Consider the following 14,028-nt stretch of genomic DNA (forward strand, 5'->3'; position numbering starts at 1 on the left):
TACTTCTTATTATTTAGATTTATTTAAAAGCTTTGTCAATTATCTTAAGAATGTTTGGAATAACATCATCTACAATGATTTTTCCTTTTTCTGCGGAAGATGATTTAGCTGATGCTAATATTCCTGTTTCCGGAACGATATCTTTTTCGATTGGATATCTGTAATAAGTTGCTGGACTAGCATTTTCTGTATCTAATATTTGATCTTCTCTAACAAGTTCTGGTGCAAAATACATCATTAATGAAGTTTCTGTAACAGCTGCATGTTCTAAAGCCCAACCTGGGAATGGTACTTCAGTAAAGATTTTGTCAATTACATCAGGTGACATTGGATCCCACCAGTTAGTTAAAAGAATTTGTACTTTATCTCCATATTTTTGAGAGCATAGATCCATAGCTTCTACTATAAATGCTTCATTTTCAAAGTGAGCACTTAAAAGGAATATTTTTGTGAATCCATCACGAACAAATTCATCAACTATATCCATTATTAAAGCTTGTAATGTAGCTCCATTTAAATCAATAGTTCCTGGAAATAATGGGCCACCACCGCTTAATGGTTTTGATTTATATCCATATGAAAGAGCTGGAGCAACTACACCATCTATTTTCTCAGCTATACGATAAGCGAAACCATTGGCTAATACAGTATCTACACAAGTTGGTAGATGAGGACCATGTTGTTCTGTAGAACCTATTGGTAAGATGATTACATTATCTTTTTTCTTTTCGAATTCTTTCCAAGTCATATTTTCCATTTTTACATTTTCGTACATAATAACAACTCCTTTTTATACCTTTAATGATATTTTGATCAAGTAACTTTGATACGCATTTCATTATAATGTCGGTATATATTATATACAATGTGCGAAAAATACAAATATATGCATAAAAATATGTTCTTTATGTGCACAGTAATATCAAAATATTATTGTATATTTAGCACGATGACTAGAGTATATTTTAATGTTAAACTTCATACCGTCAGTAATTTATTTCTAAATAGAATGTTAAGAATTGAAAGGAGATTATTTAAATGAAAGCTACTTTATTTAAAAATGCTAGACTAAAAGGAAATGAAAAATTAGTTGATTTACTTGTTGAAAATGGAACTTATAAAGAAATAGGTTCAAACATTTCTGAAAAATATAAAGATGTAGAAATATATAACCTAGAAGGAAATCTTGTTATACCACCATATGTTGATCCACATATTCATTTAGATTATGTATATACAGCTCGTAAGCCTGGTGCAAACAATGGAACAGGAACTTTATTTGAAGGAATCCAAAGATGGTCTGAAACAAAAGCAAACATGACAATAGATGAAATAAAAGAACGTGCTAGAATGGGATTGAAAAAAGAGATTTTACACGGAACTCAATATCTTAGAACTCATGTTGATGTAACAGATCCAAAACTTACTTGTTTAAAAGCAATTATGGAATTAAAAGAAGAGGTAAAAGACCTTGTTGATATACAAATTATAGCATTCCCACAAGAAGGTATGTATTCCTATAAAGGTGGAGATAAATTAGTAGAAGAAGCATTAAAAATGGGTGCTGATGTAGTAGGAGCTATACCTCACTTTGAATTTACAAGAGAAATGGGAGAAAAATCAGTTAAGAAAACTGTAGAACTTGCTATGAAATACAACAAATTAATAGATGTTCACTGTGATGAAACAGACGATGAACAATCAAGATTTGTTGAAGTATTAGCTGCAGAATCTTACATGAATGGAATTGGCGAACTTACAACAGCAAGTCACACTTGTGCAATGGGTTCATATAATAATGCTTATGCATTTAAACTATTTAAGCTTTTAAAATTGTCAAATATGAATTTTATATCATGCCCAACTGAAAATATTCATTTACAAGGAAGATATGACACATATCCAAAAAGAAGAGGACTTACAAGGGTTAAAGAATTAAATGATGCAGGAATTAATGTTTGTTTTGCACAAGACTCAATTTCAGACCCTTGGTATCCATTAGGAAATGGAAATTTAATGACTATTTTAGACTTTGGAATTCATATTTGTCATATGATGTCTTTTGATGAAATTAACAATGCATTAGATTTAATTACAGTAAATGGTGCTAAGACTCTTCATATAGAAGATAAATACGGTATAGAGGTAGGAAAAGATGCTAACTTTATAGTATTAAATGCAAAAAATGAATTTGATGCAATCCTAGAAAGGGTAGGAATTAATTGTTCTGTTAGAAAAGGTGAATTCCTATTTAAAAGAGCACCAGAAGTGATTGAGACAAATGTTTCATTATTAAAATAATTAGTATATTAAGGATTAAGTCAACATTGGCTTAATCCTTAATATTTATTATATAATATGAAAATTAATGAGGATTCAAGTACCAATATAATAATTATCTTTATGTTCTAAAGCCATGAAAATAATTATTGTAGGGCTTGGGTCTTTTTATATAGGTAAATATGTAAAATTTAATGATTTTTTGTGGAAAAAGTGGTATGATTTTCATGACAATAATTTAATGCAATTTTAAATAATATTTAACATCGAAAGGGGAAGCACATGTGTATAAAAAAACTTCTAAAAACGGTTCTATAAAATTTAAAATTTTAGTAATACCTATAATAATAATGTTTGCAATTATATCAGCTATAACTTTTGGAGCTGTAATTATTACAAAATCAAAATTAATATATCATATGAAGATTGATGCTTTAAATTTATCAACTGAAATTTCTAAACAAATAGAAAGAAATAATTCTACTATGAATGCTTTAAATGAATTTTTAGAAAGTAAAATCCAGACATTGGGTGAATTCATTGTAAACACCGAAGATTCATCTAATAATGATTATTTAACATCTCTTGCTAAGACCTTTCAAGTAGATGAAATATGTATAGCAGATAAAAGAAGAAACCTCTGCATCTTCTGAGGAAATGTTTGCAAGTTCCGAGTCTGTAGCTAAATTTGCATTAGATTTAAATAAAGCTGCAAATAAACTTAATGATGAAACAAATAAATTTAAAATTTAAAAATATTAGATACAGAATAAGGAGTGACTATAATTGTTAAAAACTATAAAAAGTAAATTGATTTTTCTTGTAACTATACTAGTGAGTACTAATATACTTATGGGCATCTATTCTATAAAAAGTTTGGAAGCTGTAAATGAGAAATCAACAGATATTGCACAATGTGGTATTCCTGGAATTATATATTCAGAAGAATTAAATATAATGACTTCAGATTTTAGATTGTTTGAGTATGGTCATATTATTAGTAAAGATCCAGGAAGAATGAAAAGAAGAGAAAAGTCTATGGAAGAGAAAAATAAAGAGATACAAAAATATTTACAATTCTACAAAAAAAGCATAAACACAAAAGAGGATGAAGAATTATTTAATATTGTCCAAGAGCAGTGGGGAGAATATCTAAAATTAAGTGAGAAAATAATTACTTTAAGCAAACAATTAAAAACAGAAGAGGCAATGAATATAATGAGAGAAGGCTCAAATGAAGCTTTTGAAAAAGTATCATCTTCTTTATTAAAATTAGCTCAGCTTAACAAAAGAATGAGTGAAAATGATAGTTTGGAAGGAGATAAACGATATGACATTGCTATGAAAATAAACTTAACAATAATTGTAGTATTGGGAATTATAGGTATAGTTTTGGGAATATTTATTATTAATGCTGTAAGAAGACCGCTAAATATTTTAAAAGAAGAACTGGACAATCTATCAGAAAGGGGAGGAGATTTAACTCAAGAAATAAAAGTTAACTCTAAAGATGAAATAAACGATTTAGCTAAAAGCTTAAATAAATTTATACAAAATATAAAAGATATTATTAAAAAAGTTAATGAAAGTGCAGATAATATGGAAAACATTGTAGATATTATAAAAACAAATGTTTCAGATTTAAATAATGATATTGAAGAAGTTTCAGCAACTACAGAAGAACTTTCTGCTAATATAGAACAAACTGCGGCTTCAGCTGAAGAAATGTCAGCAACTTCACAGAATATAGAAAAATCTATTCAATCTATTGCACAAAAATCACAAGAAGGTGTATTTCAAGCAGGGGAGATAAATAAAAGAGCAGAAGATACAAAGAAAAATATACAGGTTTCTCAGGAAAAAGCAGAAGAAATACTTACAAATACAAAAACAGAACTTGAGAAGGCTATAGAATCATCAAAGGTTGTAGAACAGATAAATATACTTTCAGAATCTATAATGAATATAACATCACAGACAAATCTTCTTGCATTAAATGCAGCTATTGAAGCTGCAAGAGCAGGAGAAGCAGGAAAAGGTTTTTCTGTTGTAGCTGAAGAAATAAGGGAACTTGCAGAACAATCTAAGGATGCAGTAACAGAAATACAAAGTATAACAAATAAGGTAATAGAATCAGTAAAAAGTCTTTCTGATAGTTCAAGTAATCTATTGACTTTTGTGTCTACAGATATAAAAAATGATTATAAGACTATGCTAAATGTGGTAGATAAATATAATGGAGATGCTAATTTCATTGATAGTATTGTAACAGAATTTACTTCAACCTCAGAGGAACTCTTGTCATCTCTACAGGATGTACTTAGCACCATAGATGGCGTGGCACAGGCTTCAAGTGAAGGAGCTGGAGGGACTACAGACATTGCAAATAAAATAATAGAAATTAGTGATAAATCAAATGATGTTCTACAGGAGGCACTAAAATCAAAAGAAAGAGCTAATAAATTAAAAAAAGAAATTTCTAAATTTAAAATATAAGGATAGAAGATGGTATCTTAAAATCTACTTTAAGATACCATCTTTTTATATTATTATTAAAGAATATACAATGTTTTAAAAAGATTCTATAAGTACATCCATAGTTCCACCACAAACCATGCCCTCAGATTCTGCCCTATCACCTGTCATATCGAAATGTTCAATTAAAAATCCTTTATTTAACATAACTTTTTTTGAACTAGATATAACAGTTGCTTCACTACAACCACCACCTATAGTTCCTAGGGTTTTTCCATTAAAATCAACTAACATTTTTGCTCCGGCTTTTCTAGGAACTGATCCTTTAGAAGATAATATAGTTAAAATAGCCCTAGGAATTTTAGACTCGCAAGACAGTTCCATTGCTATATCCTTATCTAATTCAGGAAAGTCAAAATCTTTACCAAGTTTTTTAATAATGTCTTTATTTTTAAAGCTGATAAGTTGTGATAAAATGGAGATGGCGATTTCATCGGGAGTAATAGCAGCTATATCAAGACCTATAGGTGAGTTAACGGAATCTATTTTATTTTTAGGAAAACCTTCTTTCAATAATCTATCTAATATACTCCTAACCTTACTTCTAGAACCTATCATACCAACATATTTAACATCATAATTTAAAATCTTACGTAAAACCATTTCATCATGTTTATGTCCCCTTGTTATAATAACAATAAAATCAGATTCTCTAAAATCGATTAAATCAAATGATTTAGAAAAAGATTCACAAATAACTTTTTCTGCTTCAGGAAAACGTGATTTATTGGCAAAGGATAATCTATCATCTATAACAGTAATAGAAAATCCTACCCTAGAACTGAATTCCACTAAAGGTTTTGCTATATGACCACCACCAAAAATAATCAAGCGAGGTTTTGGAAAAAAAGGTTCAACTAAAATGGAGTTATTCTTATCTATAACAATAGTGTTAACTTTTCCAGTATTAAAAGAATCAAGAACTGTTTTGTAAACATTATCATTTAAAGAAAAAGAATTTTTCTTTAAATCTTTTTCCGTTAAAAGAATTTTGTTTGATATAGAACCATAATTATTATTGTGAAAATTAAGATAAGTTAAAACAGCAGAGTGAGTGCCTTCATTGATTTTAGCCAACAATTTCTTGTATAAGATTTCAAACATTTCATTGTCCTCCTTAGTGTGATATTTTAATTAATAAACGCTTATTATGAAAATATTATACCAAAGTTTACATTTTGTTTCCAGTAAATTACAATTAACTATTTAGAAATCCAATTTTTATATTGGACAAGATTTTAAAATTCAAATATAATTATGATTATATTGAAAGTAACGGTTACAGGTTTTAATATTACGAACTTTAACTATCCAGAAGAGGGACTTTAGCAGTTAACAAAACCTTATGTGAGTTTATACAACACTCTTGGTTTTATATAATGTTTGTATTGTAATAAATTCAGAGGTTGTATAAATGAAATATTATTCTATAGGTCAATTTTCAAAATTAATAGTAGAAATTCCTCAAACATTGAAGGGTTAGGATAAAAAGGGATTAAGGAGTTACTAAAAGATGATATTAGCAAATAAAGTCAGATTATATCCAACAGAAGTTCAAGAACAAAAACTATGGCAATCCGCTGGAACAGCAAGGTTTATTTATAATTGGACTTTGGCTAAACAAGAAGAAAATTACAAAGATGGTGGTAAATTTATTAAAGATGGTGGTCTAAGAAAAGAAATTACTAAATTAAAGAAAACAGAAGAATATAAATGGCTTAACGAAGTATCAAACAATGTAACAAAACAAGCTGTAAAAGATGCTTGTAATGCTTATGAAGGATTCTTTAAAGGGTTAGCTGATAAACCAAGATTTAAGAGTAGAAGAAAAAGCAAACCTTCATTCTATAATGATACATCAAAACTTAAAGTTAAAATTAAATCGGTTAATATTGAAAAAGTAGGTTGGATAAAAACATCAGAACAAATACCTATGAATGTTAAATATACTAATCCAAGGGTAAGTTTTGACGGAAAGTATTGGTATCTATCAGTAGGTATTGAAAAAGAAAATCCTATAATAGAACTAACTGATGAAAGTATAGGCATAAAGGATTTAGCGATATGTTCAAACGGAATGACCTTTAAAAATATTAATAAAACAAGAGTAGTTAAAAAATTAGAAAAAAGATTACGTAGATTGCAACGTAAAATATCTAAAAAATATGAGTTAAATAAAGAAGGGAGGAAGTTTGTCAAAACTTGCAACATTATAAAACTTGAAAAGAAAATTAGATTACTTCATAGAAGATTATCTAATATTAGGAACAATCACTTACATCAAGCAACTACAAAGATAGTGAAAAACAAGCCATCAAGAGTAGTTATGGAAACACTTAATATCAAAGGTATGATGAAAAATCGCAATTTATCTAAAGCTATAGCTAAGCAAGGACTATATGAGTTCAAAAGACAACTTCAATACAAATGTAAGTTCTATGGAATTGAATTTGTTGAAGCAGATATTTGGTATCCATCATCAAAAATATGTAGTGAGTGTGGATATAAAAAGACTAAATTATCGCTATCAGAAAGAACTTATATCTGTGAGGAATGTGGCGCAGTAATTGACAGAGATTTTAATGCTTCAATTAATTTAAGCAGATATTCAGCATAACTACTTAAACAGTTATGTTTGAGGTGTAGGATTCGTTGTATCCGAAGTTAAGCCCTCGGAGTGCTATACAAACCAAAGTAGCTATGGCAAAATGGAGTACATTGAACAGGGAATTAAACAAACTTATAGAGTTTTATAAGGTTTTGGCAACGGTTCAAGATATGATAACTAAGGTAGCTTCTCATAGTATGATTGGTGATCTTAATAAATATTAACAGGTGTCCATGATTGATGGTATACCTTCTGGTAAGATTAATGGAGGGGGTTTTTATATGAAAAAAATATTATTATTATCTACAGGGGGAACTATTGCTTGTTCTAAAGGAAATGAGGGACTTGCACCCTCCCTTACGGCAGAAAGTCTTTTAACCTATACTAAAGAAATACAAGATATATGTTACATTGATACTATGCAAATATTAAATATTGATAGCACCAATATGCACCCAGAATACTGGGTACATATTACTGAATATATTGAAACAAACTATAATAACTATGATGGATTTGTCATAACTCATGGAACAGATACTATGGCGTATACTGCAGCGGCGCTTTTTTATATGATACAAGATTCCCATAAGCCAATAGTTATTACAGGGGCACAAAGACCAATTACATTTAAAGAAACAGATGCAAAAAGAAATTTGGTGGATTCTATTAAATTTGCATGCAATGGAATAGGTGGAGTATTTATTGTATTTGATGGTAAAGTAATTTGTGGATCTCGTGCTGAAAAGTTAAGAACCAAAAGTTATAATGCCTTTGAGAGCATAAACTTTCCTCATTTAGCAACTATTGAAGGAAATAGAATTAAATATAATGATAAAATTTCAATTTGTAAAAAAAAGAAAGAACTTGTTTTTTATAAAACTTTATGTACTAATATTTTTTTGCTAAAACTTACTCCTGCAACGGATCCTGACATACTTAATTATCTAAGTGATAAATACTTAGGCATAATTATAGAAAGCTACGGTAGTGGAGGAATTCCTTTTAAAGATAAAAAAGACTTTCTATCTAAATTAAAGATGCTAGATCAAAAAGGAAAAATTGTAGTTATAAAAAGTCAGGTTCTATTAGAAGGCACTGATTTAAGTCAATATGAAGTTGGACAAAAGGCCTTAAAATATCCAATAATACCTGCCTATGATATGTCAACAGAGGCAATAGTTACAAAACTAATGTGGGTACTTGGACAAACAAAGGATAAAGAAAAAGCAAGGGAAATGTTTTTAACACCTGTAAAAAATGATTTAATTATTGAAAATATTCAACAAGAAATGGCTAAATAGATGGGGATGGTTAATTCATTTCTAGTTGTTTTATCGGGTAATGGTAATGGGAGGATTAAAATGAAAGAATGTACTTGCGGAAGATGCCAGCATAATATTTGTGCGAAAAAAGTTCCTATATTCTCTTCTTTGTCTGATGAAGAATTAATAAAAATTGTAAATATGACAGGACATGAAGCTTTTAAAAAAGGAGAAATTATTTGTAATGAAGGGCATAAATCAGAAACATTAATTATTATAAATGAGGGAAAAGTAAAACTTTCTAAACTTACTAAAGATGGAAAAGAACAAATAATTCACATACTTTCAAATGGAGATTTCTTTGGAGAGTTAAACCTATTTAATGATAATGAAAGTTATAATTTTTCTGCTTATGCCATATCTGATGTGAAAATATGTACCCTTACAAAAAAGAAAATGGATGAAATTTTAATAGAAAATCCAAATATATCTTTAAAAATATTGAAAGAAGTAACTAAAAGATTAGCAGAAACAGAAACTTTAGCTCAAAATTTAGCTACTAATGATGCAGACATTAGAATAGCTCATATGATATTAGAATTTGGTGAAAAATATGGAATAAATAAAAAACAAAGTATAGAAATAAAGTTGCCTATAAATAGAGAAGAAATGGCAAACTATGCAGGTGTAACAAGAGAAACTATAAGTAGAAAACTATCTAAATTTGAGGAGTTAAATATTATAGAACTTGTTGGCAATAAAATGATTATAGTTAAAGATGAAGATGCTCTAAAAGAACTTGCAGAATAGATTATTTTAAGAGAAGCTATAGCTTTAAGAAATGTAACCATAATATATTGTTTTAAAAATAAAAAGTTTAATACAATATATTGTGGTTTTTATTTTTTGTGGAGCAGATTCTTTTATTTATTTTTTAAAATTTGATTTGAATCATATTTTTAAATCCCGGTAGTTTATATAATAAAGCCATAACAAACGAGGAAATAAGTAAAATAATATAAACAATAATAAGAAATTTGGGGGTAATAAATATGATGAAAAATGTAATAATTAAAGAAAAAATTTATTTAGTAGGAAAAATTGATGATAGGGATGTACCATTTCATAGATTAACTTTAACAAAGGGAACAACTTATAATAGCTATCTTTTGCTTACAGAAAAACCTACAATTATTGATACTGTAGATATAAGTTTTGGAAGGGAATATATTCAAAGTCTAAAAAACTTAATAGATTTAGATAAAATTCAATATATAGTAATAAACCATACAGAACCAGATCATTCAGGAGCTTTAGGAAGTCTTGCTTACAATGCTAAAAATGCAACTATTGTTTGTACAGATAAAGCAGTTGATCAGTTAAAAGCTATGTATAAACTTTATAATAGAAATTTCTTAGTAGTTAAAAATGGAGATACTTTAGATATTGGTGGGAAAACTCTTGAATTTATAAAAACACCGTATCTTCATACAGAAGAAACTATGGTAACCTTCACTAAAGAAGATAAAATATTATTTCCATGTGATATATTCAGTACTCACATATCAAATTATGAATACTTTAACGATAAAGCTAAAGAGGACATATTAGAGGATTTTAAAACATATTACAGTTTAATAATGCATCCTCACAGAAGATATGTACAAAATATGATAAATAAAATAGAAAATTTGGATATAGAAATTATAGCACCATCCCATGGTTTTATATTAAGGGAAGATGTTAAAAAATTTATAAATATATATGATGAAATGAGTAAAAATACAAATATAGATAAAAAAGTTTTAATATTGTATTCTACAATGACAAACAATACTAAAAAGATTTCAGAACTAATAAAAGAACATTTTGAAAGGGATAGTATAAATACAGAATTAATTAACGTTAATAAAACATCAGATGAGGAGATATTTAAAAAAGTTAAAGAGTCAGATGCGGTGCTTGTTGGAACATCAACAAAATACGGAGATATGATAGGAAGACTAGAAGATATTCTAAAAAGTTTAAAGGATATGGATTTAGAAAATAAAATAGCAGCAGCATTTGGATCTTATGGATGGAGCGGAGAAGGTATTGAAGTTGTACAGGATTATTTAAATGAAACAAATATGAAAGTTTTAAGTACTTCATACATTATAAAATCCACAGGAATGACAGACGTGAAATTTCCAATAAGAATTAAATTTTCACCAGAAGAAAATGATAAAGAAGAAATAAAGAAAACAACTACATTTATAGTAGACTTGTTATTAAATTCAATATAAAAGTTAGGAGGAAATATTATGAAAAATATTATTAATATAAATCAAAAACTTGGAGAAGTTGTTTCTATATTTCCAGGTTCAAGTAGAATATTTAATGATGCTAAAATAGATTATTGCTGCGGTGGACATGATACTCTAGGGGAAGCTTTAAAGGGAAAAGGAATGAATTTAGATGAATTCATACAAAAACTTAATGAAGAATATGAAAAGTTTATAAGTTCTAATGAAGAGCATATAGATTGGAGAAAGGAAAAACCTGTAGTTCTTATGAGGCACATAGTAGATACTCATCATGATTATACAAAAAAGGAACTTAAAGAAATAGATGGATTACTATCAAAAATATTAAAAGTTCACTTTGAACATCATGGAGAAGAATTATTAAAAGTTCATAGACTGTTTGGACTTTTAAAGATAGAATTAGAAGAACATTTAATAAAAGAAGAAGAAAATCTATTTCCATTAATAGAAGAATATGAACTAACTAAAAATAAAAATGTAAAAGAAGAAATAGATAAATTTATAAAAGAAACAGAAAATGAACACGATGAAGCGGGAGATATATTAAAAGAATTAGAAAAAATAACAAGAGACTTTACAGTACCAGAAGGGGTTTGTACAACATTTAAACTAACCTATGATAAAATTCATGCCTTAGAAAAAGATTTATTTATTCATATATATAAAGAAAATAGTGTGTTATTTAATATGTTCTAAAAATGCTTTATGAGGAGATGATTTAGATGGATAATAAAAGAATTGAAGAACTAAAAGAAGTTTTAAAAAGTTTAAATAAGATTGGAATAACAGAAGAATTGAGAAAAGAAGCTTTGGATATAGTAAAAAATATTAATCCTATAGAATTATCTATAGCAGAACAACAGCTTATAGAAGAAGGAATGAATCCACAGGATTTAAGACATTTATGTGATATTCATATGGAAGTTTTAAAAGATGAATTAACCAAGGTAAAGGCTAGTACAAGTAAGGGACACGTGTTATACACTCTAATAGAGGAACATGATAAAATTTTAGATTTCTTAAAGGAATTGGAAGAAGTAAACTCAAATATACAAAAAACTGAAAATTATGATGAAGCTAAAGATGAAACTCATAGACTTTATAATTTAGCAGAAAGTATACTAGATGCAGAGAATCATCATCAAAGAGAAGAAAAAGTTTTGTTTTTAGAAATGGAAAAAAGAGAAATAACAGGACCTACAAGAATAATGAAAATGGAACATGATGACCTAAGAGCTAAAAAGAAAGAATTAAAAATGCTTTCTAAAAGTGTAGATACAATGGATTTTCGTGAATTTAAAAGTAAAGTGGATGAAGTATCTAAATATATAATTTTTAATTTAAGAGATCATATATTTAAAGAAAATTATATTTTATATCCATCAGCACTAGAGGCTATAAAGGATAAAGATATGTGGGATGATATGAAAAGAAGATGTGATGAAGTAGGATATTGTAGCTTTACTTTTTCAAATTAAATTTGAATGATAAAAGATTTTGAATTAAGATTCCAGTGAAAAATTTATTTTTACTGGAATCACATTTTTTTTTGTATACTTTCCTAGGCTATCTTGAACATCTAAAAAATAATATGAAATACATATATTGACTATGGGTGAAAGATATGCTATATTTATATCGATAATGATAATCAATATCATTATCGATATAAATATAGGAAAGGGAAAGGGGAGAAAAATGAATTCAAAAAAAATAATAAGTTTTATTATGACTACAATGATTATGTGTAGCACAACGGTACTTGCAGAATCCAAATCTGAATTTAAGAGGAAAAGAATTTATGGAAGCAATAGGTATGAAACTTCTATAATGGTAAGCAAAGAAGGATGGGACAAATCCTCTTATGCTGTAATTTCAAGAGGAGATAACTTTGCAGATGCCCTTTGTGCAGTACCTTTATCAAAGAAATATAACGCACCAATATTGTTAATTGGAAAGGATAAATTGAATAATAATCTTAAAAGTGAATTAAAAAGATTAAATGTTAGTAAGGTATTTATCACAGGTGGAGAAGGAGTTATAAGCAAAACACTTGAAGGAGAAATAAAAAATATACCTAATATAAAAGAAGTAAAAAGATTAGGTGGAAAAGATAGATATGAAACTTCTAAGCTTATAGCTGAGAGTGTGGGATGTAATGGAGAAATAGTAGTAACAGCAGGAACAAATTCATCAGATACTTTATCTATAAGTCCTATAGCAGCAAATAAAAATATGCCTATTTTATTAACGGCTAAAGATAAAAATTTAATGCAAAAATATTTAAAAAGCAATAAAGTCAATAAGACTTTTGTAATAGGTGGAGAAAAATGTGTATCTAAGGAAATAGAAAATATATTACCAAATGTTGAAAGAATATATGGTGAAAATCGTTATGAAACTAATGAGAAAATAATAAAGAGATTTTCTAATAGCTTAGATTTTAAAAATGTATATATAGCTTTAGCACAAAGTCAAAGGGGCGATGAATTTGCTGATGCTCTATCTTCAGCAGCATTAGCAGCACAAAAAAATAGTCCTATAATTTTAATCTATAAAGATATTTATAAAAATACAAAAGATATATTAAATACAAAATTATCTAATGAAAGTATAGTTTCAATTCTTGGTGGAGAAAAACTTATATCAGATAATATTCTAGATAATTTAGCAATTAGTAAAAACTTACAAACTAAAGATAAAGACAATAAATCATCAGGTTCAAGTAGCACATCAAGTTCAAGTTCATCAACAAAACCATCTAAAAAGGATACAGAATATAAAGTAATCGTAGAACCATCTTTTCCAGGTGCCTTTACATATGACTTAAAGGTTATTGGAGATAATGGTGAAACTCTTAAAGGGTATAAACTTTTATATGATGGCGATATAATAGCAGAAGATGAAGATAATGATGGAATGGTAAGAATTCTTACTATATTCTTTGGAAAAGACTCAGATAAAGCAAAATTTAAGATTGTAAAAGGCGAGAAAGAAATTTCATTTACTGGACTAAAGTAAATAGGAGGTAAAA

At 27.9% G+C, this 14,028-nt stretch carries 13 protein-coding genes; 11 read left to right on the forward strand and 2 right to left on the reverse strand.

Going from position 1 to position 14,028, the window contains the following annotated elements; genetic code table 11:
- Positions 1–19: 19 nt before the first annotated feature.
- Entirely contained in the window at positions 20–775 is a 756-nt protein-coding gene (locus B5D21_RS00560) for a creatininase (protein WP_011100059.1), read from the reverse strand.
- 263 nt (positions 776–1,038) lie between these two features.
- On the opposite strand from B5D21_RS00560, the gene codA reads away from it, so the two are divergent.
- The 3 genes from codA to B5D21_RS00575 all read left to right on the forward strand — a co-directional run bounded on the left by codA (position 1,039) and on the right by B5D21_RS00575 (position 4,776).
- On the forward strand, positions 1,039–2,301 hold the full coding sequence (codA, locus tag B5D21_RS00565; RefSeq protein ID WP_011100058.1) for a cytosine deaminase: 1,263 nt from the start codon (positions 1,039–1,041) through the stop codon (positions 2,299–2,301).
- A 263-nt stretch (positions 2,302–2,564) separates the two neighbouring features.
- The gene (locus B5D21_RS00570) at positions 2,565–2,933 is read left to right on the forward strand and encodes a hypothetical protein (RefSeq protein ID WP_011100057.1); all 369 of its coding nucleotides are present in this window, start codon (positions 2,565–2,567) and stop codon (positions 2,931–2,933) included.
- A 133-nt stretch (positions 2,934–3,066) separates the two neighbouring features.
- The gene (locus tag B5D21_RS00575; RefSeq protein WP_011100056.1) at positions 3,067–4,776 is read left to right on the forward strand and encodes a methyl-accepting chemotaxis protein; all 1,710 of its coding nucleotides are present in this window, start codon (positions 3,067–3,069) and stop codon (positions 4,774–4,776) included.
- A 75-nt stretch (positions 4,777–4,851) separates the two neighbouring features.
- Here B5D21_RS00575 and B5D21_RS00580 read toward each other — a convergent pair whose 3' ends face one another.
- Positions 4,852–5,919: an XdhC family protein gene (locus tag B5D21_RS00580; protein ID WP_011100055.1), complete on the reverse strand. Its 1,068-nt coding sequence runs from the start codon at positions 5,917–5,919 to the stop codon at positions 4,852–4,854.
- 409 nt (positions 5,920–6,328) lie between these two features.
- Here B5D21_RS00580 and B5D21_RS00585 point away from each other — a divergent pair, with 409 nt between their 5' ends.
- The 8 genes from B5D21_RS00585 to B5D21_RS00620 all read left to right on the forward strand — a co-directional run bounded on the left by B5D21_RS00585 (position 6,329) and on the right by B5D21_RS00620 (position 14,015).
- A complete protein-coding gene (locus tag B5D21_RS00585) occupies positions 6,329–7,432 on the forward strand; it encodes an RNA-guided endonuclease InsQ/TnpB family protein (protein WP_011100054.1) in 1,104 nt (367 codons plus the stop codon).
- Positions 7,433–7,467: 35 nt separating this feature from the next.
- Positions 7,468–7,647, forward strand: a complete 180-nt coding sequence (locus tag B5D21_RS00590; protein WP_035125032.1) for a hypothetical protein — start codon at positions 7,468–7,470, stop codon at positions 7,645–7,647.
- 57 nt (positions 7,648–7,704) lie between these two features.
- A complete protein-coding gene (locus B5D21_RS00595) occupies positions 7,705–8,727 on the forward strand; it encodes an asparaginase (protein ID WP_035109300.1) in 1,023 nt (340 codons plus the stop codon).
- A 60-nt stretch (positions 8,728–8,787) separates the two neighbouring features.
- Positions 8,788–9,498 carry a Crp/Fnr family transcriptional regulator gene (locus B5D21_RS00600; protein WP_035109303.1) on the forward strand — a complete coding sequence of 237 codons (711 nt, stop codon included), beginning with the start codon at positions 8,788–8,790 and terminating at the stop codon, positions 9,496–9,498.
- A 242-nt stretch (positions 9,499–9,740) separates the two neighbouring features.
- Positions 9,741–10,973: an FprA family A-type flavoprotein gene (locus tag B5D21_RS00605; RefSeq protein WP_035109305.1), complete on the forward strand. Its 1,233-nt coding sequence runs from the start codon at positions 9,741–9,743 to the stop codon at positions 10,971–10,973.
- Positions 10,974–10,991: 18 nt separating this feature from the next.
- Complete coding sequence (gene ric, locus B5D21_RS00610) at positions 10,992–11,690, forward strand: iron-sulfur cluster repair di-iron protein (protein ID WP_011100050.1); 699 nt, start codon at positions 10,992–10,994, stop codon at positions 11,688–11,690.
- Positions 11,691–11,716: 26 nt separating this feature from the next.
- Positions 11,717–12,472, forward strand: coding sequence for a DUF438 domain-containing protein (locus B5D21_RS00615; protein ID WP_011100049.1), 756 nt, complete (start codon positions 11,717–11,719; stop codon positions 12,470–12,472).
- A gap of 220 nt (positions 12,473–12,692) precedes the next feature.
- Positions 12,693–14,015, forward strand: a complete 1,323-nt coding sequence (locus B5D21_RS00620; RefSeq protein ID WP_052042376.1) for a cell wall-binding repeat-containing protein — start codon at positions 12,693–12,695, stop codon at positions 14,013–14,015.
- Positions 14,016–14,028: the final 13 nt, after the last annotated feature.

Source organism: Clostridium tetani (assembly GCF_900167265.1).
GTDB classification, from domain to species: domain Bacteria; phylum Bacillota; class Clostridia; order Clostridiales; family Clostridiaceae; genus Clostridium_G; species Clostridium_G tetani.